Raw genomic sequence first — 20,967 nt, 5'->3', positions numbered from 1 at the left:
GTTAGGAAAGAATGCACAGGTAAATGCACCAGCGACATTATCGAACGGAGCAACCCCCCAGTTAACAGGATCACATCCCTTTTTATTCGGCTATGGGCCACGCCGTGCGGGACTCGGGCCGGGCCTCTCGGACCGTGTCCGATACCACCCAGTTGACTCGCACAGACCGGACGGCCTGATGGCGGTCCGATCTCGGCTCAGCCCCGGTCAGGTCACGGTTCGACGGCGTCCTCGTCATCGAGCCCGAGTTCGGCCAGCACCGCGGCCAGCAGCCGCACCGCCCCCGCCTTGTCCAGCGGATTATTGCCGTTTCCGCACTTCGGCGACTGTACGCAGGACGGGCACCCACCCGCGCAGACGCACGATTCGATGGCCGCCAGGGTCGCCCCCAGCCAGTGCCGCAGCCGCCCGAAGCCCCGCTCGGCGAACCCGGCCCCGCCCGGATGCCCGTCATAGACGAACACCGTGGGCAGCCCGGTATCGGGATGTGCCGCAGTCGACACGCCGCCGATATCCCACCGATCGCAGGTCGCGACCAGCGGCAACATGCCGATGGCGGCGTGTTCGGCGGCATGCAGCGCCCCGGCCGCCCGCTTGGCGTCGATCCCGGCGCGTTCCAGCAGGTCGGGCGTGACCGTATAGAGCACGGCCCGGGTCGGCAGCGTCTGCGGCGGCAGGTCGAGCGACACCATGTCCAGCACCTCGCCGCTGGGCAGCCGGCGCAGGTAGCCGATCACCTGCCGGGTCACCAGCACGTGCGCGAATGCGGTTGTGACCGGCCCGTATACGCGATGGTCGGTGACTTCGCCGAGCTCGATGGTGGTGACCGCCCGCGCGCTGGTGGTCCAGCCCGGCGTCTCGGCGTGCACGAGCGCCACGCCTTCCTCCAGGTCCAGTGCGTCGACCACGAAACTCTCGCCCTGATGCAGGTGCACGGCCCCCACGTGCAGGGTGGCGGGCGCGCGCCCGGCATCGGTAGTGCCGAGCATCCGCCCGGTCTCGCCGTCCACCACGGCGACCGCCGAGCCGATCCCGCCGCGCACGTCCACGGCATCGTGCGGATGTGATTCGGCGGTCACGAACCAGCGTGCCCCGCCGTCCCGCGCCACCCCGTCCCGCCGCCGGATCAACCCCTGTTCGGCCAGGTCGGTGAGCAGTTCCCAGGCTTCGAACCCGTGCACTTCGGCATCGGTGAGCGGCTGTTCCATGGCCGCGCAGAGCAGATGCGGCGCCAGCACGTACGGGTTGTGCGGGTCGGTGATGCTGGCTTCCAGCGGCCGCCCGAGCAGCGCTTCGGGGTGGTGCACCAAATACGTGTCCAGCGGGTCGTCACGGGCGATGAGCAGCACCAACGACCCTTGCGTGCGCCGCCCGGCCCGCCCGGCCTGTTGCCAGAACGAGGCCACCGTCCCCGGATATCCGGCCACCACCACGGCATCCAGCCCGGCGATGTCCACGCCCAGTTCCAGTGCGTTCGTGGTGGCCGCGCCCAACAAAGACCCTTCCGACAGGGCCGTTTCCAGCGCCCGCCGGTCCTCCGCGAGATATCCGGCCCGATACGCCGCGACCCGTTTCGGCAGCGTGGCGTCCACATCGGCGAGCAGGCGCCGGGTGTCCATCGCGATGAGTTCGGCCCCGCGCCGGGACCGTACGAAGGTCAGCGTCCGCGCTCCTTCGGCCACCAGTTCCGCCATCACCTGCGCGGCTTCGGCCCCGGCCGAACGCCGGAGCGCCGCACCGTTTTCCCCGGTCACGCCCGCCCCGATGAGTGGTGGCTCCCATAGTCCGACCGTCCGTGACCCCTGCGGCGACCCGTCCTCGGTGACCGCCGCACACGGCGCGCCGATCAGCCGCGAGGCGGTGTCGGCCGGTTCCGCCGTGGTCGCCGAGCACAGCACGAAGACCGGATCGGCCCCGTACCGCTGCGCGATCCGCCGCAACCGGCGCAGCACCAGCGCCACGTGCGAACCGAATACGCCCCGGTAGGTATGACATTCGTCGACCACCACGTACTTCAATTGCCGGAACAGCCGCGCCCACCGCTGATGCGATTGCAGGACGCCCAGATGCAGCATGTCGGGATTGGTGAAAACCCAGCGGGCATTGGCGCGTACCCATTGCCGGATCTCGGCCGGGGTATCGCCGTCGTAGGACGCCGGTTGAATACCGCGCAGCGCATCCGCCCCGGTCAGCTCGCAGGCCATGCGCAATTGATCGGCCCCCAGCGCCTTGGTCGGCGAGAGGTACAGCGCGGTTGCCCGGGGATCTTGTTGCAGTGTGGTGAGTACCGGTAATTGATAGGCCAGCGACTTGCCGGATGCCGTTCCGGTGGACACCACGACGTGTCGCCCGCGGTAAGCCAGGTCCGCCGCCGCGCTCTGATGGCTCCACGGCCGCTCGACGCCGACGCTCTGAACTGCGCTGATGACCTCGGGCGATATCCATTCGGGCCAATTCGTGACCTGGGCGGCGCGCGCCGGTAGCTCAGCTATATGGGTGAGGCGGGGGTCACCGTTTCCGAAGCCATTTAGGACACGATTCAGCAACGATTGACCGTAGCTCGTTTCGCTTCCGTGGCCGTCCGGGCTTGTCGGCTCGGTTCCTTTCATCGAACCGTTGCCGCGACACGCCCGCGCGCTGCGAACGGTGTGTACGTCCGACGCTCTACCTGCCATTTCACTACCGAGTAGCGACCCGCCTCACACCCAGTTTGCCGGATGCTCGCTCTGTTATCGGGAAGCAAACCTACTTCAAGTACGGATTTGGGCATTGTGCCCCTCACCTGCGCATTCGCAAGATCAACTTTTTTGCAAATTGTGGGTAACTCGGCTGTTGAATTGAGCGGAGACATGGTTAAGTGGGTCCTGGTCGCAAGCTTCTGTGTTCGAGGGACGGATCCAAAGTCCAAACCATCAGCAGGATCGATGTTGCGAACGGTGTACTGGGTGCTTTCCTGCAGGGGGAACAGAGTACAGCGGTCGGAACGGACCCGGTGGATGAACCTACTTGTCCGCCGTTCCGGTATGGAAAGAGAAGGAACAGAATGGCACAGGGAACTGTGAAGTGGTTCAACGCGGAGAAGGGGTTCGGCTTCATCGCGCCCGAGGACGGGTCCGCTGACGTCTTCGTCCACTACTCCGAGATCCAGGGTTCGGGCTTCCGCACTCTCGAGGAGAACCAGAAGGTCGAGTTCGAGGTCGGCCAGGGCACCAAGGGCCCGCAGGCCACTGGTGTTCGCGCGCTCTGATAGCGGGCCTACCCACAGGTATCCGTCCCCCATCGCCTCCCAGGCGGTGGGGGACGACCCATATCCGGACCCATTACACTCGATCACGACCCGGGGCGACATCGTCGCTGCACAGCGAGTGCAGCTCTTCAACACGGTATAAACGTTGCTGGCAGCGATATATGTAGTCGCAGCCGCTTGCCCCAAGCCGCGTATCGCGCGCCCGCCGCGCCCCGCGGATCGAGACGAAAGGTGTGTTCGCCGGTGGCAACACGAGACCGCGGTGCAGCGCCGAACTCCCAGGCAGCGCCCGACCAGGGCCGTCCCCTGCGTCGTCTCGTCATCGTCGAGTCGCCGACGAAGGCCCGCAAGATCGCGCCCTACCTGGGCCGCGGGTACACCGTGGAGGCCTCGGTGGGGCATATCCGGGACCTGCCGCGTGGTGCGGCGGACGTGCCGGCCAAATACAAAGGACAGCAGTGGGCGCGCCTGGGCGTCGATGTCGATAACGATTTCGAAGCCATCTATGTGGTGAGCCCGGATAAGAAGGCCAAGGTCAGTGAGCTCAAGAGCTTGCTCGCCGACGCCGACGAGCTCTACCTCGCCACCGACCCCGACCGCGAGGGCGAGGCCATCGCGTGGCATCTGCTGGAGACGCTGAAGCCCAAGGTGCCGGTCCGGCGCATGGTGTTCCACGAGATCACCGAGTCGGCCATCCAGGCCGCGGCGGCCGACACGCGCGAACTCGACAAGGATTTGGTCGACGCGCAGGAGACGCGGCGCATCCTGGACCGGCTCTACGGTTACGAAGTCTCGCCGGTGCTGTGGAAGAAGGTCATGCCGCGGCTGTCGGCGGGCCGCGTGCAGTCGGTGGCGACGCGCGTCATCGTGCAGCGCGAGCGCGAGCGCATGGCGTTCCGGTCCGCCGAGTACTGGGATATCGCGGCCAAGCTGGACGCCGGCGCCCAGGAGGGCGGGAATCCGAGCGTTTTCGGGGCGCGCCTGGTGGCGGTCGACGGCGCGCGGGTGGCGAGCGGCCGGGATTTCGGGGCCGATGGTCAGCTGAAGTCCTCGGGTGTCGTGGTGCTGGACGCCGGCTACGCGCAGCGGCTGTCGGAATCGCTGCACGGGGTGGACCTCGCGGTCACCTCGGTCGAGTCCAAGCCGTACACCCGGAAACCGTACGCGCCGTTCATGACCTCGACCCTGCAGCAGGAGGCGGCGCGGAAACTGCGCTTCACCTCCGAGCGCACCATGCGGGTGGCGCAGCGGCTGTACGAAAACGGCTACATCACCTATATGCGTACCGACTCGACCACCTTGTCGGACACCGCGATTCAGGCGGCGCGGGCGCAGGCAACGCAGCTGTACGGCGCGGAGTACGTGAGCCCGACGCCGCGGCAGTACACCCGCAAGGTCAAGAACGCGCAGGAAGCGCACGAGGCGATTCGTCCCTCGGGCGACACCTTCATGACGCCCGGCCAGGTGCACTCGCGGGTCGACAATGACGAATTCCGCCTGTACGAACTGATCTGGCAGCGCACCGTGGCCTCGCAGATGGCCGATGCGCGCGGCACCACCATGACCGTGCGGGTCACCGGCGTCGCGAATACCGGTGAGGAATGCGTCTTTTCGACCTCCGGCCGGACCATCACCTTCGCGGGCTTCCTGAAGGCCTATGTGGAGAGCGTGGACGAGGAGGCGGGCGGCCAGTCCGACGACGCCGAATCGCGCCTGCCCGCGCTGAGCGAGGGCCAGGGCGTGACGGCCATCGAGCTGCTGCCCGACGGGCACACCACCAATCCGCCCGCGCGGTTCACGGAAGCCTCGCTGATCAAAGCGCTGGAAGAGCTCGGCATCGGCCGTCCGTCCACCTACGCCTCGATCATCAAGACCATTCTCGATCGCGGATACGTGTACAAGCGCGGTAGCGCGCTGGTGCCGTCGTGGGTGGCGTTCGCGGTGGTCGGGCTGCTGGAGGCGCACTTCGGGCGGCTGGTGGACTTCGACTTCACCGCGGCCATGGAAGACGATCTCGACGCCATCGCCGGTGGCCGCGAGCAGCGCGGAAACTGGTTGTCCAGCTTCTACTTCGGCGGCGAGCACGGCGCCGAGGGTTCGGTGGCGCGCTCGGGCGGCCTGAAGCGCATGGTGGGTGACAATCTCGACGGGATCGATGCGCGAGAAGTCAACTCCATCAAGCTGTTCAGCGATGAAGAGGGCCGCGATGTGGTGGTCCGGGTCGGCAAGTTCGGGCCGTACCTGGAGCGCATGATCGCCAATCCCGATGACCCGCAAGGGGATCCGGTCTCGCAGCGGGCGAACCTGCCCGACGATCTGCCGCCGGACGAGCTGACCCCGGAGGTGGCCGAGAAGCTGTTCTCGACGCCGCAGGAAGGTCGCTCGCTGGGCGTGGATCCGGTGTCGGGGCACGAAATCGTCGCCAAGGAAGGGCGTTTCGGTCCGTACGTGACCGAGATCCTGCCCGAGCCGGCCGAGGAGCCGGAGGCGAAGAAGTCGGCCAAGAAGGCGACCGCGCCCAAGCCGCGCACCGGCTCGCTGTTCAAGTCGATGGACCTGGCCTCGATCACGCTCGACGATGCGCTGAAGCTGCTGTCGCTGCCGCGTGTGGTGGGCGTGGATCCGACTTCGGGTGACGAAATCACCGCGCAGAACGGCCGGTACGGGCCGTATCTGAAGAAGGGCACGGATTCCCGGTCGCTGGCCGGCGAGGATCAGATCTTCTCGGTGACCCTCGAGGAGGCGCTGAAGATCTACGCCGAGCCCAAGCGTCGCGGCGGGCAGGCGGCCAGTGCCGCGCCGCTGCGTGAGCTGGGTGTGGATCCGGTGTCGGAGAAGCCGATGGTGATCAAGGATGGCCGGTTCGGGCCGTACGTCACCGACGGCGAGACCAATGCCAGCCTGCGCAAGGGCGACGAGGTGGAGTCGATCACCGATGCGCGGGCCTCGGAGCTGCTGGCGGATCGGCGGGCGCGCGGGCCGGTGAAGAAGGCGGCCAAGAAGACCGCGAAGAAGGCGCCGGCCAAGAAGGCCGTGGCCAAGACGGTGGTCAAGAAGGCGGCCGCGAAGAAGGCCGCCGCCAAGACCGCCGATGGGGTCACGACCAAGAAGGCCGCCGCGAAGAAGGTGGCCGCCAAGAAGACCGCGGCCAAGACGGCGGCCGCCAAGTCCTGAACTGGGGCGATGCCCGGAGAATTGGGGTCACTTCGGACCGTACCAATCGGTCTGAAGTGGCTTTTCTCCGTCGGTCCGCTGCCGTAGCGTGTACTCCGGAACACGCATCAGCGGAAGGAAATTCGATGACAGTGGACCGGAGCCGTGAGGATCTGATCGACCTGCTCGCCGAACAGCGCGAGATCTTCCGCATCACCCTGCGTGGGCTGGATGACGATCAGGCCCGGCAGCGCAGCACCGTCAGCGAGCTGACCCTGGGCGGACTGCTGCACCACGTCATCAATACCGAACGGCATTGGACGCAGGTCATCGTCGATCGAGACGAGAACGCCCAATTCGATGTGTCCGGAATGGACACCGAATACCGGATGGGACCGGACGAGACCCTGGAAGGGCTGCTGGCCGAATGGGACACGGTGATCGCGCGGACCACCGAACTCATCCGCGGGCTGGACAGCCTCGACGAATCCATTCCCATCCCGACCGCGCCCTGGTCGCCCGAACGGATGTGGTGGACAGCGCGTTTCATCCTGCTGCACATCCTGCGTGAGATCTCGCACCACTCCGGGCACGCCGACATCATTCGCGAATCCCTCGACGGCGCGAACACCACCTACCAGCGCGCCTGAACCGGTCGTCCGGCCCACGCGGTATGCGGATGGGCTGAGCCGGGCTGTCGGTGCGGGCGGCTAGGGTGTACGACGTGGCGGGTGTCTTCGATCGGCTGGTCGGCCAAGGTGCGGTCGAGTCCGAACTGACCGCTGCCGCGGTGGCCGCGCGCGATGGCGCGGGGTCCTCGTCGGCAATGACGCATTCGTGGTTGTTCACCGGGCCGCCCGGATCGGGGCGATCGGTGGCGGCGCTGTGCTTCGCGGCGGCTCTGCAGTGCACGGACCCGGGTACGCCCGGGTGCGGAAAATGCCACGCCTGCACCACCACCATGGCCGGCACCCACGGTGACGTGCGCCGGGTGGTGCCGGAGGGTTTGAGCATCGGCACCAAGGAGATGCGCGAGATCGTGCAGGTCGCTTCGCGGCGGCCGAGCACCGGGCGCTGGCAGGTGGTCGTCGTCGAGGACGCCGACCGCTTGACCGAAGCCGCCGGAAACGTACTGCTCAAGGTGGTCGAAGAACCGCCCGAGCGCACGGTCTTCCTGCTCTGCGCGCCCTCGGTCGACCCCGAGGACATTTCGATCACCCTGCGCTCGCGCTGCCGCCACGTGCATCTGGCCACGCCGTCGGTTGCGTCCATCGCGCAGGTGCTGCGGGAACGCGACGGCCTCTCCGAGCAGGTCGCGAACTGGGCGGCCGCGGTCAGCGGCGGGCACGTCGGTCGGGCGCGCCGCCTGGCCACCGACGAGGAGGCCCGCTCCCGGCGCAAACGTGCACTGGCCCTGGTCACGGCCACCGCCCGCCCCGCGGCCGCCTACGCCGCGGCCGACGCACTGGTGAAATCGGCCGACGACGAGGCCAAGCAGATGAGCGCCGAACGCGATGAGAAGGAACGCGACGAACTCGCGACCGCCCTCGGCGCCGGCGGCACCGGCAAAGGCACCGCCGGGGCCACCCGCGGTTCGGCCGGAGCCCTCAAAGACCTGGAGAAACGCCAGAAGTCACGCGCCACCCGCACCGGACGCGACGCCCTCGACCGCGCTCTCATCGACGTCGCGGGCCTCTACCGCGACGCCCTGGCCGTCCGCTTCGGCGCCGCCACCGCCGACGCCAAATCCGGGGTCACCCTCACCCACCCCGATATGGCCGACCAGATCCGCGAACTCGCCACCGACGTCCGCCCCGAAGGCCTGCTCCGCTCCATCCAAGCGGTCCTCGACTGCCGCGACGCCCTGGAAACGAACGTCAAGCCCCGCTTCGCCGTCGCCGCCATGGCCGCCACCCTCATCGCGGCCCGCTCTTCCTGACGTCGTGCTTCATCGCCTGCCCCGCGACCGACCGGGGGCTGCGTGAGCCCGACCACCCGTTTTCGTGATCCGGCCGCGAGACGATAGACTCGCAGCGCCGGAAGGCACGCCGCCTTAGCTCAGTCGGTAGAGCGCTTCACTCGTAATGAAAAGGTCGGGGGTTCGATTCCCCCAGGCGGCTCCACTGAACACCCCATCTGCCTGCGCATTCGCAGACAGGTGGGGTGTTCTGTTTTCGCGGTCCACGGGTAGCGGTCGGCGGCGAGTTGTGTTCGGGGTGAGGCGAAAGATGTTCGGGTGGGGTGGGTTTCTGGGAATCTGAGCTGGTCCGGGGTTCGCCGGGGTGCAGTGGAGGACAGGGGTGTGGCGTGACTGTCGGTGTGGAATTCGGGGCGAGGGCGTACGAGTCGTTCGCCGAGGCGGTCGGGCATACGCCGGTGGTGCGGTTGAATCGGGTGACCGCGGGGGTGTCGGCGGCCGTGTACGTGAAGTTGGAGTATCTGAATCCCGGTGGGAGCGTGAAGGATCGGGCCGCATTGGGGATGTTGCGGGCGGCCGAGGCGGCGGGAGAATTGCGGCCGGGTGGGACGGTGGTCGAGGCCACGTCGGGGAATACGGGGCTGGGGTTGGCGGCGCTGGCGGCGGCTCGGGGATATCGCACGATCGTGGTGGTGCCGGATCGGGTGAGCCAGGAGAAGAAGGCGGTGCTGCGGGCGTACGGGGCGGAGGTGCGGGAGACGCCGGGGCTGCGGCCGGTGGGGCATCCGGAGCATTTGCGCAGTGTCGCTTTGCGATTGGTGGAGGAGATCCCGGGGGCCTGGTTCGCGGGGCAGTACGACAATCCGGCCAATACCGCGGCGCATCGGGCGACCACCGGGCCGGAGATCTGGGCGCAAACCGGCGGGCGGGTAACGCATTTCGTGGCGGGCGTGGGCACCGGCGGGACGATCACCGGGGCGGGGGAATTCCTGAAGGAGGCTTCCGGCGGCGCGGTGCGGGTGATCGGGGCCGATCCGGAGACGTCCGTGTACGGCGGGGGTGACGGGCGGATCTGGTACGTGGAGGCGGTCGGGCACTTCCGGCATCCGGAGACCGCCGAGGATCTGTGGCCGGAGGCGTACCACCCCGAGGTGGTTGACCGTATCGAGCGCATTCCCGACGTGGAGGCGATCGGGTTGCTGCATCGGCTCGCCCGGGAGGAAGGGCTGCTGCTCGGCGGGTCGTCGGGGACGGCGATCGCGGCGGCGCTGCGGGTGGCGCGGGAACTGGGGCCGGACGATGTGGTGGTGGTGATCGCGCCGGATTCGGGACGCGCCTATCTGTCCAAGTACTACAACGACGAATGGCTGGGCACGCTCGGCTTCCCGCTCGCCACCCCGGCCACCGATCGCACCGTCGGCGAGGTGTTCAGCTACCTGGACCGGTCCGCCGAAGCCGCGGCGGTGGGCTCCGCGGCCACGGTCGCCGAGGCGCGGCAGCTGCTCGGCGACGACGGCATCTTGCCGATCATGTTGCAGCGCAACACATCCGGCCCGGCGGTGGTCTCCGAGATCATCGGTTCCGTGGCCGCCTCCGATCTCGCCGGTGCGACTGACACGGCGCCGGTGACGGCTTACGCGGACGAGCCGCTGCCCTTGGCGGGCCTCACCGAATCGGCACGCGGAGCGGTTGCGCGGCTGGTCGAGCACCACGGGCCGATCGTAATCGTGCACGAGGGCCGGGCCATCGCGATCGTCGATGCCGCCGCCCTGCGAGCCGCGGTGCGCGGCGACTCGGAGTCAGCTCGGGCAGTGGAAGTCTCGACCGGATAGCCTGCGCCGCAAGGGATTCGGGCACGGCGGCCCTCGGCTTGAAGCTCCGCTCCGCCGGCTTTCGGAACGGCGGAGCGGAGCCCGGTTCAGGCCACCGGTGGCTTCGAGAACAGACCTCGGCCGGTAGTGAGGGGCAGATCGACCGCGGTCAACAGGCCCGGGCGGGCCTCGACCACGGCGGGAATGGCGCTGACCAGCCGGGCGGCGGTGCCGACCACGCCGGCCAGGGCATGGTCGCCGTTGCTGTAGAGCTGCAGGTCGAGCTGATAGTCCGGGTCGCCCTGGATTTCCACTCGGTAGCAACCCTTTCCGGTCGGCTGCGGCCATTCCGGCGCGAGATCGGGGTGCAGGCGGGTGACGTGTTCGAGGGTGAGGACCTCGCGGCCGTCGCGCACACCGTGCACTTGGAAGCGCAGGGCAGCGGCGGTGCCGGGGGCGATGGTGCGATCGCCGATGACGATCTTGTCGGTCGCGGGCAGTCGTTCGAAATGCTGTGTGACGGTGTCGAGTTCGACATCCAGCGCCGCGGCGAGCTGACGGATGACGCTGCCCCAGGCCAGGGTGAGGACGCCGGGTTGCAGCAGCATGGGCAGGGCGTCGAGTTCGCTGCCGAAGCCCATGATGTCGAAGACGACCTTGGGGTTGTCGTAGGTGGAGTAGTCCATGATCTCCGAGCAGATGATGCGGTCGATCCGCTCGGAGCCGCTGCTCAGCAGGAGCGGCAGCCAGTCGTTGGCCCAGCCGGGGTCGATGCCGTTGACCCACAGCGACGCCCCGCCCTCCTCGGCCGCCGCCACGATCGGCGCGATGGCTTCGTCGGGCAGCACGCCGTAGGGGAATTGCAGGAAGACCGGGCTGCTGGACACCACATTGATGCCCGCGCGCAGGAATCGCTTCAGGTCCTCGACCGATTCCATGAGCCGGTCGTCGGCCATGGCGGTGTGCAGGATGCAGTCGGGCCGCAGGGCGATCAACGCGTCGGCATCGGTACTGGCCTTGACGCCGGTTTCGAGGTCCAGGCCCGCGAGTTCGCCCGCGTCCTTACCGGCTTTGGCGTCGCTGGACACCCAGACGCCGACGAGTTCGAGCTCGGGCCGGGCGATGATGGAGCGCAGCGCTCGGGCACCGACATTGCCTGTGCTCCATTGGATTACACGATATGTCATGGCAAATCCTCAGTGTCGCAACAGATCACAGATCGGGAATGGGAAGTTCGAGATTGGGCCGCTCGATGCCGCCGTCCACTTCGAGGACCTTGCCGGTGATGTAACCACCCGCACGGGAACTCAGGTACACGATGGCCGCCGCGATCTCCCAGGGCTCACCGAGCCGCTTCAACGGCGTCACCGATTCCATGGCGGCTTTGATTTCCGGTTGCTGCGCAACGACATCCAGCGCCGAGGTGAGCACCGACCCGACCGCGATGGCATTGACCCGGATCTTCGGCGACAGATCGGTGGCCGCCATCCGGGTCCAATGCGCGAGCGCGGCCTTGGCGGTGCCGTAGGCGAGGAACCCGCGCCCGGACGTGCGCCCCATCATCGAGCTGATGCTGACCACCGACCCGCCGCCGGCCTGCAACAGGTGCGGGACGGCGGCCTGGGTGAGCGCGTGGGCGGTGGAGACGTTGAACCGGAAGGCGTCCTCGAGGAACTCCGGGGTGCTGGTCATGAAGGTGTTGGGCATGGTCCCGCCGACATTGTTGACCACGATGTCGAGGCGGCCGAGCTCCGCTGCGGCGGTATCGGCGAAGGCTTTCACCGCGGACAGGTCGGACAGGTCGGCGGTGACGGTGGCCGCGCGCCGGCCCAGCGCGCGGATCTTGCCCGCGACTTCTTCGAGCTGATCGGTGGTGCGGGCCGCGATGGCGACGTCGGCGCCGGCTTCGGCGAGGGCGAGCGCGGTGGCGGCGCCGATGCCGCGGCCCGCGCCGGTGACGACGGCGGCCCGGCCGTCGAGTCGGAAGGTGTCCAGGATCATGGCGAAAGTCCTTCGGAGAGCTGCCCGCTCGTGATGGCGGTCACATGCAGTCTTTAAGAGCAAGCTCTTAACTGTCAAGGATGAGTTCTTTATGCGCTGGTGAACCGCTACCCTGCAGACTGTGGCAGGGACAGACGCGCGGGAGCGGATCATCGCCGCCGCGGAACGCTTGATCGCCGAGCGCGGGCAGGGGGTGCCGCTGCGGGATATCGCCGCGGCCGCGGAACAGCGGAACAATTCGGCGATCCAATATCACTTCGGCTCCCGGGACGGGCTCATCGAAGCCGTGGTCGAACGCCGGCTCGCCACCCTGGAAGTGCGCCGGCTGGAACTGCTTGCCGAACAGGCGGGTTCGGGGCGGCCGCCGGGCGTGCACGGACTGCTGGAAGCGCTGGTCATTCCCATGTTCGAGCTCGGGGAGCGGCACGGGGCGCATCACTACGCGCGTTTCCTGGAGCAGATACACACCCACCCGATCGTCACCGACGCCGGGAATCTGGAAGGCGCGGACCGCACTTCGGTCCGGGTGATCATGCAGGGCCTGGACCGCGAGCTGGCCGCATTGCCGATGCGATTGCGGGTGCGCCGGTTGCGTGCCCTCACCACAATGCTTTTCGCACTGCTCGCCGATCACGAACGCGCCGTGGAGGCGGGCAAGGTCCGCGCCGGGGATGTGGATGCCTGGGGAGAAATCATCGATATGCTCGCGGGCTCGCTGACCGCGCCGGTCATCGGCCTGGCCGTGGATCGGGCGCGCGGCTACCGTTGATGTTCGTGGACACCGCCTCGACCGAGCTCGATTCCCGGCCCCGCCCGCGCTGGGTGAGCATGGGCCTGCCCGTTGTCGCCGGGGCGGGGGCGGCGGGGGTGCTGGCACTGCTGCATTTCCGGGATCCGCATTCGGAAGGGTCCTACGGGGTGTGCCCGTTCTACACGCTGACCGGTTTCTGGTGCCCGGGGTGCGGGGGGCTGCGTGGCCTGCACAATCTCACCGACGGACGGATCCTCGACGCCGTCCAGAGCAATATCTTCGTGTTGCCGCTGCTGCTCGGATTCCTGGCCTACTGGGTGAATTGGCTGGTCGTGGGCTGGCGCGGCGGGGGCGTTCCGGCGCTGCCGCGGATTCTGCCGCGCAACGCCGTCTGGGCGGCGGCGGGCTTTCTCCTTATCTATACGGTTTTCCGAAATACCCCGTGGGGCAGCTGGCTAGCTCCCGTGTAATCGGTAATGCTCTGGATATGACCGATTCCCTCAAGGAACGTGTACGTGCCAAGCTGCTGCGCCAGTTGAACGAGGACGGTGCGCCGGATCCCGATCAGGATGATCCGCGCCAGATCTCCGTACAGGACGACCTCGAAACTCTGGACAGCGTGGCGGACGGCGACCCCCTGATCGAGGAACTCGCCGCCCGCTACCTCGTGCCGTAGAGGTGGGTTTCAGGGGTGAAACCCTGAAACCCCAAGGCGTGGCGGTTCAGATCGCGCAGGGCGCGGCGCCGTCGGTGCCGCCGCCGAAGGGGCGGGTTTCCGGGACCGGGTTCCAATGTCCTTCGGTGCGCGCGTAATTCCACTTCGGACCGGATTCGACCAGCGTGGCCACGGCATCGACGAGCCGGTCCACATCGGCGGCGGTGGTGCCTAGGCCGATGCTGGCGCGCAGGGCGGCATCGACGCCGAGGCGGGCGAGCAGCGGATGGGCGCAGAAGCGGCCGTCGCGCACGCCGATGCCGTGCTCGGCGGACAGATAGGCCGCGACCTGGGCGGGTTCGTAGCCGTCGACGGTGAAGGCGACGATGCCGACCGCATCGCTGCTGTCCCGCCAGATACGCAGGAAGTTCACGCCCGGAACGGTTTTCAGGCCGTAGCGCAGGCGGTGGGTGAGGTACTGCTCGTGCTCGACGGCGGTCGTCTCGTCGATGGCGGCCAGCGCGTCGCACGCGGCGGCGAGGGCGGCCACGCCGAGCACATTGGGCGAACCGGCTTCGTGGCGCTGCGGGGCGGGCGCCCATTCGACGCTGTCGGTGGTGACGGAGCGGACCGCGCCGCCGCCGGCCAGGTAGGGCTCGGCCGCGTCGAGCCAGTCACGGCGGCCGACCAGCACGCCGGCCCCGAACGGCGCGTACGCCTTGTGGCCGGAGAAGACCAGGTAGTCGACGCCGGAGGTCTGCAGGTCGATGCGGCGGTGCGGGGCCAGCTGGGCGGCATCGACCAGGATGCGGGTGCCGCACTGGTGCGCGATCCAGGCCAGCCGCTCGATGGGCAGCAGTTCGCCGGTCACATTGGAAGCGCCGGTAATGGCAAGCAGCGCAGCCGGCTTCGAACACAGTTCGGCGACCAGCCGCTGCACCGTCTCCTCGATGGTGTCCGCGACCGGCACCACCCGGCGGCCGTGCCGCTCCCAGGGCAGGAAGTTGGCGTGGTGCTCCACGTCCAGCACCACGGTGTCGCCGGGCACGCAGCCAGCCAGCAGGTTGAGCGAATCGGTGGTGTTGCGGGTGAAGACCACGACCTGGTCGTCGGCGGCGTGCACGAAACGGGCGACCGCGCCGCGGGCGGCTTCGTAGCAGTCGGTGGAGACGCGGGAGGCGTAGCCGGCGCCGCGGTGCACGCTGGCGTAGTACGGCAGCAGTTCCGCGATCCGGTCGGTGACCTGCTGCAGGGCGGGGGCGCTGGCGGCGTAGTCGAAGTTGGCGTAGGTGGTGGTTCCGCCCTGGACGAGGGGGACCTGGAGGTCGCGACCGGAAACGGTGGCGAGCGGGGCACAGGCCTGGTCGGCGAAAGCAGTCATCACGAAATCCCGTCGGGTAATGGGACGCGCGATCGGAAAACAGGCGATCGAGAGTCCGCGCTTGCCGTGCCCGGTCGGGCTACGGCCCGGTCGTCACCTGGAGCACCCCACCGCGGAGGAGGGTTGCCGACCAGCTAGCCAGGGCTTGACGCTGGTACTCATGACCTGATTGGAGAGGCTGGCAGATGGCTCGGGTGGTTGTCAACCCCGCCGCGAAAATCATCCGAAAGTTGGAGTGGGAGGGTGCCGAAGTTCGAATCGCGAGATCGTTGCTGAGGCGTACAGTCGGAGGCGAAGTTAGGGTGGCCTAAAGAGTGCGGCCCGGTAGTTGATCACGAGGGAGCTCGACCATGACCAGCACGGTAGACGCCGCCACGCCGTTCTCGACGCTCATCCGCACCGCGACCGAGCAGCAGCACAACGAGGCCGAGCACTCCACCTTCATGCGCGATCTGCTCACCGGACAGCTCGGGGTGCAGGCCTTCTACCGCTACACCGGGCAGCTCTGGTTCGTCTACGAGGCGCTCGAAAAGCATTCCGCCGCACTGGCTTCCGACCCCGTCGCGGGGCCGTTCGTGCGTCCCGAACTGAATCGCCTGGCCGCGCTGGAAGCCGATCTGGACTACCTGGGCGGCGCGAACTGGCGTGAGGAGCTGGCGCCGCTGCCGTCCACCGCCGCCTATGCGGCCCGCATCGAGGAATGCGCGGGCGAATGGCCGGCCGGGTACGTGGTGCACCACTACACCCGCTACCTGGGGGATCTGTCGGGTGGCCAGGTTATTCGCGGTACCGCCGAGAAGCTGTGGGACCTGCCCAAGAAGGGCGATGGGGTGCGGTTCTACGTGTTCGAGGGCATCTCGAATCCGGCCGCGTTCAAGCGGGAATACCGCGAGGCCCTCGATGCCATGCCGATCGCGGGCGCCGAGGTGGAACGGGTGCTGGACGAGGCGCGACTGGCCTTCACCATGAACACCAACCTGTTCCAAGAGCTCGGCGCGGAATTCAGCACGCGGAACTGAATCTCTGACGTCCGAGGGCCGTCGACCCTTTTCATCAGGGGGTCGGCGGCCTTTCGCATGGTCCGGGCCGGTGAAACGCCGGGGCGGGTCGCGCGAAGCCGGGAATGGGCTTGCGCTCATGGGCGGTGGCGAGTTGCCATGGAGGAGTGAGTCTTCCGCTGCTGCTCAGTTTCGTCGGCCTGTGCGTCCTGCTCGCCCTGACGCCGGGGCCGGATACCTTTCTGGTCCTGCGGTTTTCGATGGCGGGGCGACGTCAGGCGGTGGCGGCGGCGCTCGGATCGGCACTGGGCGGGATCGTCTGGGCGGTGGTGGTCGCAGCCGGGGTGGCGGCGCTGCTGGAGCAGTCCGCGACGGCCTATCGCACGCTCAAGGTGATCGGCGGAATCTACCTGGTGTACCTGGGCGTTCGGGCCCTGCTATCGCGGCGGCGCGGGCCGGGCGAGGAGGGCGAGACGTCCGCGCCGGAAACGGATTCCCGGGTTCGCTCCGCATTCGCTGCGGGATTGCTGTCGTGTGTGCTCAATCCGAAGGTCGGGTTGTTCTACCTGGCGGTGCTGCCGCAGTTCCTCACCCACGTGACTTTCGCGAACACGCTCACCCTGGGTGCCATCGAATCCACTGTCGCCGCAATCGAAATGGTGCTGCTGGCCGTCGCGGCCTCGCGGGCGGTGGCGCTGTTGCGGCGGCCCCGGGTGCGGCAGCGGCTGGAACAGGCTAGTGCGGCCGTACTGGCGGCGCTGGGTATCGGGACGGCCGCGTCGGCGGCGTGAGTCAGTCGGCGATCTCGGCGCGGTGGTAGGCCCCGTTGTAGTACACGAGGGGACCCGCGGCGGGGGTGTCCTGGGTGTGGTCGTAGACCCGGGTCACCAGTCCGATGATGAGGTCGTGATCGCCGAGTTCGATGCGCTGGTAGACGGTGGCGCGGACCCAGATCGGCGTGCCGTGCAGGATCGGCTCGCCCGATTCCAGGGTGTTCCAGAGCGACCGGTCGGTGAAACGATCCTCGGCGGCGCGGCTGAACCGCTGCGCCAGATGCTTCTGGTGCTCGCCCAGGAAATGCACCACCACGGAGTCGCTGGCACGCAGGGCGGCGATGCTCGACGAGGTGTGGGCGATATTGAAGGAGATCAGGGGTGGTTCGGCCGAGAGCGAGGCGAACGAGGTGGCAGTGAAACCGACCGGACCGTTCTCGGACTTCAGCGTCACGATGGTGACACCCGCCGGATAGTGCCGCATGGCCGCCCGATACTGCTGCGCGGTGATGCCGCTCAGATCATCGGGCACCTGTAGCTCGGACCCGGGCGCCGGAGAATCGCTCACGCCTCGAACCTACGCGCAACCCCGGCCGCTTATTCCCCGGCTGTAAGAAATCTCGCTCAATCCACGTCGATGGCCAGGCCCGCCGTGATCCGCACCAGCTCCCCGAACGTGGTGCGGAACAGCGTGGTGGGATGACCGCCGGCCGCCCACAGCTCCGGGTGCCGGGCGAGCGCGTTGTCGATGAAGGTGGGCAGATTGGTGGGATGCCCGAGCGGGGCCACCCCGCCGATCGGCTGCCCGGTCACCTCGCGCACCATGGCGGCGGGCGCGCGAGTCAGGGTGCCCTCCAGGCGTTTTCCGGTGTTCTCCAGATGCACCTGGTGCGCGCCGGAGACCAGCAGCAGCACCGGATCCTCGTCCAGCATGAACACCAGGGATTTGGTGATGGCTCCGACGTCCACGCCCAGCGCCTCCGCCGCCTCGGCCGCGGTGTGGGTGGGCGTGGGCTGAGTGACGATCACCCCGTGATGGCCGCGCTGGATCAAGGTGTCGGAAACCCTTGTCGCGACGGGTGGCAGGGACCTGCGCATGGCAACCAGGGTAGAGCGATTGCGGTGAATGTGCGGGGGATCAGTAATCGGGGTAGCCGTCCTCGGGGCCCAGCATTTGCAGGATTCGCGCTCTGGTGATGCGAATCATCTCCGCGACCGAGCGGTCCGAAACCTGTTCGTGGACACAGGAATCGAAGACTCTTTCCAGATCGGTCGGGGAGAGGGCGTGCAGTTCGGCTTCGGCGGCGGTGTGGAGTGCGTCGTAGCCCGGATAGGGGCGGCCGTCTGCCAGTTTCGCTGCCCAGGTGACATTGCAGCAGCATTCGTACAGGGCGTGGATGGCCTTCTGGCGGGAGAGATTGTTGAAGCGGTCGAGGCCGACTCCATGATGCATCAACATCGAGACCTCACACACTCGGGTGTAGCTCGTGGGACCTCATAATCGTGCGTCCGCAACCATGCGTAAAACAGTGCGTCCCAGCAGAATTAGCACAGCTTTAACACCGCCCAGCAAACCTCTCGGTCTCTAGCCGCCCGGTCCGCGTGGACCGGGCGGCGCGGGGGGATGGGAGGGCTCCGGCAGGCCCGATACGCTGGACCGATGACCGATTGGAAGGCTTTCGAGGTAGAAAGCAAGGACCACGTCGCCCAGGTGACCTTGACCGGCCCCGGCAAAGGCAATGCCATGGGCCCGGACTTCTGGCGCGAGCTGCCGCTCATCTTCCGCGAACTCGATGCCGACCCGGAGGTCCGGGCCATCGTGCTGACCGGCTCGGGCAAGCATTTCTCGTACGGGCTGGACCTGCCGGCCATGAGCCCGCTGTTCGGGCCGCTGCTGGCGGACAAGGCGCTCGCCGGGCCGCGCACCGACTTCCTCAAGCACGTGCGCGAGATGCAGGACTCGGTGACGGCGGTCGCGGACTGCCGCAAGCCGGTCATCGCGGCCATTTCCGGCTGGTGCATCGGCGGCGGGCTGGATCTGATCGCGGCCGTGGACGTGCGGCTGGCCAGCGCGGACGCCAAGTTCAGCCTGCGCGAGGCCAAGGTGGCGATCGTGGCGGATATCGGGTCGCTGCACCGGCTGCCGGGGATCATCGGCGAAGGGCATGTGCGCGAGCTCGCCCTCACCGGCAAGGACATCGACGCGGTGCGGGGCGAGAAGATCGGCCTGGTCAACGAGGTGTTCGAGGATCAGGAAGCGGTGCTGAACGCGGCGCACGAGATGGCCCGCGAGATCGCCGCCAACCCGCCGCTGGTGGTGCAGGGCATCAAGGACGTGCTGGATCAGCCGAACCGCGGCAAGGTCGCCGACGGCCTGCGCTACGTGTCGGCCTGGAACGCCGCGTTCCTGCCGTCGGAAGACCTCACCGAGGCCATTACCGCGGTCTTCGAGAAGCGCCCGCCGCGCTTCCAGGGGAAGTAACAACTCCCAGGGGCTTCGCCCCCGGCCCCCCGGGGATGTGCGAAAAGGACTGTGCACCTCCGGTTCCCCGGCCTATCGTTGGTCGGGGGCTGGAGGTTGTTCATGGCTACATCCGAAGTGCGCGAGTCGACCGGCGAAGGCGACTTCACCCACCGGCAGATTCTGGTGATTCTCAGCGGGCTGCTGCTCGGCATCCTGCTGGCGGCGCTCGATCAGACCATCGTCTCCACGGCGATCCGCACCATCGCCGACGATCTCGACGGGTACGCGCTGCAGGCCTGGGCCACCACCGCCTATCTGATCACCGCCACGCTGGCGACGCCGCTGTACGGCAAACTCTCGGATATGTACGGGCGCAAGCCTTTCTATCTCGCCGCCATTTCCATATTCCTGGCCGGTTCGCTGCTCTGCACTTTCGCGCAGAACATGTACGAACTGGCCATTTTCCGGGCGATTCAGGGTTTGGGCGCGGGCGGATTGATGTCGCTGGCGCTCACCATCGTCGGCGATATCGTGAGCCCGCGCGAAAGATCCCGGTACCAAGGCTATTTCCTGGCGGTATTCGGCACCTCGAGCGTGATCGGGCCGGTGCTGGGCGGGTTGTTCGCCGGGCAGGAGAGCATTCTAGGTATCGCGGGCTGGCGCTGGGTCTTCCTGGTCAATGTGCCGATCGGATTGTTCACCCTCGCGGTGGTGACGCGGGTATTGCAGCTGCCGGTGCGCGAGAAATCCCGTGACCGCGTGGATTATTGGGGTGCGCTGGTGCTCGTCATCGGGCTCACCCCATTGCTGATAGTCGCGGAACAGGGCCGCGAATGGGGTTGGGGCAGTGGGAGATCGATTCTCTGTTACGTCATCGGCGGGCTCGGCGTCCTCGGATTCGTGGCGGTGGAAGCCGGTATGGGCGACGCCGCGCTGATTCCGCTGCGCATCTTCGCCAATCGCACCTTCGCGCTCGGCGTGATCATCTCGTTCGTGGTGGGCGCGGGCATGTTCGGCGGAATCCTGCTGCTGCCACAGTATTTGCAGGTGGTGCGCGGTGCGAGCCCGATGCTCGGCGGTTTGCAGATGCTGCCCATGGTGCTCGGCATGATGCTCGGATCGGTGCTGTCCGGGCAATTGATCTCGCGGACCGGGCGCTACCGGCCGTACACCATCCTGGGCGCGGCCATGATCACGCTCGGCCTGTTCCTGCTGCATTATCTGCGCACCGATACGCCGTTCTGGCAGGTGGTGCTGTACATGCTGTGCGTCGGATTCGGGCTCGGGAATCTCATGCAGCCGCTCATCGTGGCATTGCAGAATGCGTTGCCGCCCAAGGATATGGGCGTCTCCACCGCCGCGGCGACTTTCTTCCGGCAGATCGGCGGCACGCTCGGCGCGGCGGTGTTCCTGTCCATTCTCTTCACCCGGCTGGTGCCCAATATTCAGGCGAAACTAGGTGTGACCGTACCGAATTCGAGCGCGCCCACCGAAAAGGTATTGAGCGACAGTTCCATCATCAAACATTTGCCGCCGCAGATCGCGCGGGCCTTCCAGGACGGTTTCGCGGAATCGCTGTCCACGGTGTTCCTCACCACCTCCGCGGTCACCCTGGTGGCGCTGGTCCTGGTCCTGTTCTGGAAGGAAGTCCCCTTGCGCACCACCGCCGGTCTCGGGTCGGGCGAATAACCGCGTACGGGTGAATTCACCGGCAGGGTGGGCGGATGCGCACCCTCGGGTGGGCTGTCCGGCGAGTTCCGCTCTCCTACCGTCGAACTCGTCGATCGAGCGGTGTCGGGCGGGCCCGCTCCCAGC

General features: G+C 67.6%; 19 protein-coding genes, 1 tRNA gene and 1 riboswitch. Of the genes, 13 read left to right on the top strand and 7 right to left on the bottom strand.

What is annotated here, in order from left to right; genetic code table 11:
• Positions 1-212 precede the first annotated feature (212 nt).
• Complete coding sequence (locus tag LTV02_RS29515) at positions 213-2,609, bottom strand: DEAD/DEAH box helicase (RefSeq protein WP_233035076.1); 2,397 nt, start codon at positions 2,607-2,609, stop codon at positions 213-215.
• Between the two features lie 434 nt (positions 2,610-3,043).
• On the opposite strand from LTV02_RS29515, the gene LTV02_RS29510 reads away from it, so the two are divergent.
• The 6 genes from LTV02_RS29510 (at position 3,044) to LTV02_RS29485 (ending at position 10,150) form a co-directional block, all read left to right on the top strand.
• Complete coding sequence (locus LTV02_RS29510) at positions 3,044-3,247, top strand: cold-shock protein (protein WP_029925108.1); 204 nt, start codon at positions 3,044-3,046, stop codon at positions 3,245-3,247.
• A 243-nt stretch (positions 3,248-3,490) separates the two neighbouring features.
• The gene (topA, locus tag LTV02_RS29505; protein WP_408639272.1) at positions 3,491-6,421 is read left to right on the top strand and encodes a type I DNA topoisomerase; all 2,931 of its coding nucleotides are present in this window, start codon (positions 3,491-3,493) and stop codon (positions 6,419-6,421) included.
• A gap of 125 nt (positions 6,422-6,546) precedes the next feature.
• A complete protein-coding gene (locus LTV02_RS29500; protein ID WP_233035075.1) occupies positions 6,547-7,050 on the top strand; it encodes a DinB family protein in 504 nt (167 codons plus the stop codon).
• Between the two features lie 74 nt (positions 7,051-7,124).
• The gene (locus LTV02_RS29495) at positions 7,125-8,339 is read left to right on the top strand and encodes a DNA polymerase III subunit delta' (RefSeq protein ID WP_233035074.1); all 1,215 of its coding nucleotides are present in this window, start codon (positions 7,125-7,127) and stop codon (positions 8,337-8,339) included.
• Between the two features lie 108 nt (positions 8,340-8,447).
• A tRNA-Thr gene (locus LTV02_RS29490) sits at positions 8,448-8,523 on the top strand.
• Positions 8,524-8,707: 184 nt separating this feature from the next.
• Positions 8,708-10,150 (top strand): PLP-dependent cysteine synthase family protein, encoded by a 1,443-nt coding sequence (locus tag LTV02_RS29485; protein ID WP_233035073.1) that lies wholly within the window; start codon positions 8,708-8,710, stop codon positions 10,148-10,150.
• Positions 10,151-10,236: 86 nt separating this feature from the next.
• On the opposite strand, the gene LTV02_RS29480 is transcribed toward LTV02_RS29485, so the two are convergent.
• Together LTV02_RS29480 and LTV02_RS29475 are read right to left on the bottom strand one after the other, a co-directional pair.
• Positions 10,237-11,316, bottom strand: a complete 1,080-nt coding sequence (locus LTV02_RS29480; protein WP_233035072.1) for an NAD(P)H-dependent amine dehydrogenase family protein — start codon at positions 11,314-11,316, stop codon at positions 10,237-10,239.
• 25 nt (positions 11,317-11,341) lie between these two features.
• Positions 11,342-12,130 carry an SDR family oxidoreductase gene (locus LTV02_RS29475; protein WP_233035071.1) on the bottom strand — a complete coding sequence of 263 codons (789 nt, stop codon included), beginning with the start codon at positions 12,128-12,130 and terminating at the stop codon, positions 11,342-11,344.
• A gap of 121 nt (positions 12,131-12,251) precedes the next feature.
• Between LTV02_RS29475 and LTV02_RS29470 the strand changes: the two genes are divergently transcribed.
• The 3 genes from LTV02_RS29470 to LTV02_RS29460 are packed head-to-tail and all read left to right on the top strand — an operon-like array spanning position 12,252 to position 13,557.
• Positions 12,252-12,899, top strand: a complete 648-nt coding sequence (locus LTV02_RS29470) for a TetR/AcrR family transcriptional regulator (RefSeq protein ID WP_233035070.1) — start codon at positions 12,252-12,254, stop codon at positions 12,897-12,899.
• A 5-nt stretch (positions 12,900-12,904) separates the two neighbouring features.
• Complete coding sequence (locus LTV02_RS29465; protein ID WP_233035069.1) at positions 12,905-13,351, top strand: DUF2752 domain-containing protein; 447 nt, start codon at positions 12,905-12,907, stop codon at positions 13,349-13,351.
• 17 nt (positions 13,352-13,368) lie between these two features.
• Complete coding sequence (locus tag LTV02_RS29460; protein WP_067718649.1) at positions 13,369-13,557, top strand: hypothetical protein; 189 nt, start codon at positions 13,369-13,371, stop codon at positions 13,555-13,557.
• A gap of 46 nt (positions 13,558-13,603) precedes the next feature.
• On the opposite strand, the gene LTV02_RS29455 is transcribed toward LTV02_RS29460, so the two are convergent.
• Positions 13,604-14,917, bottom strand: a complete 1,314-nt coding sequence (locus LTV02_RS29455) for an aminotransferase class V-fold PLP-dependent enzyme (protein WP_067718652.1) — start codon at positions 14,915-14,917, stop codon at positions 13,604-13,606.
• Between the two features lie 52 nt (positions 14,918-14,969).
• A riboswitch (SAM riboswitch) is annotated at positions 14,970-15,083 on the bottom strand.
• A 184-nt stretch (positions 15,084-15,267) separates the two neighbouring features.
• Here LTV02_RS29455 and LTV02_RS29450 point away from each other — a divergent pair.
• Both LTV02_RS29450 and LTV02_RS29445 read left to right on the top strand, forming a co-directional pair.
• Positions 15,268-15,936 carry a biliverdin-producing heme oxygenase gene (locus LTV02_RS29450; protein ID WP_233035068.1) on the top strand — a complete coding sequence of 223 codons (669 nt, stop codon included), beginning with the start codon at positions 15,268-15,270 and terminating at the stop codon, positions 15,934-15,936.
• Between the two features lie 146 nt (positions 15,937-16,082).
• Positions 16,083-16,706: a LysE family translocator gene (locus LTV02_RS29445; RefSeq protein ID WP_233035067.1), complete on the top strand. Its 624-nt coding sequence runs from the start codon at positions 16,083-16,085 to the stop codon at positions 16,704-16,706.
• A 1-nt stretch (position 16,707) separates the two neighbouring features.
• Here the strand turns inward: LTV02_RS29445 and LTV02_RS29440 are convergent, their stop codons facing one another.
• From LTV02_RS29440 to LTV02_RS29430, 3 genes are read right to left on the bottom strand one after another with little or no spacing between them, the layout of a single operon-like run.
• Positions 16,708-17,256, bottom strand: a complete 549-nt coding sequence (locus tag LTV02_RS29440; protein WP_233035066.1) for a flavin reductase family protein — start codon at positions 17,254-17,256, stop codon at positions 16,708-16,710.
• Positions 17,257-17,312: 56 nt separating this feature from the next.
• A complete protein-coding gene (locus LTV02_RS29435; protein ID WP_233035065.1) occupies positions 17,313-17,786 on the bottom strand; it encodes a YbaK/EbsC family protein in 474 nt (157 codons plus the stop codon).
• A 40-nt stretch (positions 17,787-17,826) separates the two neighbouring features.
• The gene (locus LTV02_RS29430; protein WP_233035064.1) at positions 17,827-18,147 is read right to left on the bottom strand and encodes a 2-oxo-4-hydroxy-4-carboxy-5-ureidoimidazoline decarboxylase; all 321 of its coding nucleotides are present in this window, start codon (positions 18,145-18,147) and stop codon (positions 17,827-17,829) included.
• A gap of 201 nt (positions 18,148-18,348) precedes the next feature.
• Between LTV02_RS29430 and LTV02_RS29425 the strand changes: the two genes are divergently transcribed.
• Both LTV02_RS29425 and LTV02_RS29420 read left to right on the top strand, forming a co-directional pair.
• The gene (locus LTV02_RS29425; protein WP_233035063.1) at positions 18,349-19,170 is read left to right on the top strand and encodes a crotonase/enoyl-CoA hydratase family protein; all 822 of its coding nucleotides are present in this window, start codon (positions 18,349-18,351) and stop codon (positions 19,168-19,170) included.
• A 102-nt stretch (positions 19,171-19,272) separates the two neighbouring features.
• The gene (locus tag LTV02_RS29420) at positions 19,273-20,841 is read left to right on the top strand and encodes an MDR family MFS transporter (protein WP_233035062.1); all 1,569 of its coding nucleotides are present in this window, start codon (positions 19,273-19,275) and stop codon (positions 20,839-20,841) included.
• Positions 20,842-20,967 lie beyond the last annotated feature (126 nt).

Origin of the sequence: Nocardia yamanashiensis (assembly GCF_021183565.1) — a bacterium.
GTDB lineage: Bacteria > Actinomycetota > Actinomycetes > Mycobacteriales > Mycobacteriaceae > Nocardia > Nocardia yamanashiensis.
The sequence above is the reverse complement of the archived record's forward strand: the minus strand, read 5'-3'. Positions and strand labels throughout refer to the sequence as shown.

Excerpts from the sequence above, each read along its gene's own strand:
- LTV02_RS29435 (WP_233035065.1), bottom strand. The coding sequence starts at position 17,786 with ATGCGCAGGTCCCTGCCACCCGTCGCGACAAGGGTTTCCGACACCTTG.
- LTV02_RS29510 (WP_029925108.1), top strand. The coding sequence starts at position 3,044 with ATGGCACAGGGAACTGTGAAGTGGTTCAACGCGGAGAAGGGGTTCGGC.
- LTV02_RS29450 (WP_233035068.1), top strand. The coding sequence starts at position 15,268 with ATGACCAGCACGGTAGACGCCGCCACGCCGTTCTCGACGCTCATCCGC.
- LTV02_RS29460 (WP_067718649.1), top strand. The coding sequence starts at position 13,369 with ATGACCGATTCCCTCAAGGAACGTGTACGTGCCAAGCTGCTGCGCCAG.
- LTV02_RS29475 (WP_233035071.1), bottom strand. The coding sequence starts at position 12,130 with ATGATCCTGGACACCTTCCGACTCGACGGCCGGGCCGCCGTCGTCACC.
- LTV02_RS29515 (WP_233035076.1), bottom strand. The coding sequence starts at position 2,609 with ATGAAAGGAACCGAGCCGACAAGCCCGGACGGCCACGGAAGCGAAACG.
- LTV02_RS29430 (WP_233035064.1), bottom strand. The coding sequence starts at position 18,147 with ATGTTGATGCATCATGGAGTCGGCCTCGACCGCTTCAACAATCTCTCC.
- LTV02_RS29500 (WP_233035075.1), top strand. The coding sequence starts at position 6,547 with ATGACAGTGGACCGGAGCCGTGAGGATCTGATCGACCTGCTCGCCGAA.
- LTV02_RS29480 (WP_233035072.1), bottom strand. The coding sequence starts at position 11,316 with ATGACATATCGTGTAATCCAATGGAGCACAGGCAATGTCGGTGCCCGA.
- LTV02_RS29420 (WP_233035062.1), top strand. The coding sequence starts at position 19,273 with ATGGCTACATCCGAAGTGCGCGAGTCGACCGGCGAAGGCGACTTCACC.
- LTV02_RS29455 (WP_067718652.1), bottom strand. The coding sequence starts at position 14,917 with ATGACTGCTTTCGCCGACCAGGCCTGTGCCCCGCTCGCCACCGTTTCC.
- LTV02_RS29425 (WP_233035063.1), top strand. The coding sequence starts at position 18,349 with ATGACCGATTGGAAGGCTTTCGAGGTAGAAAGCAAGGACCACGTCGCC.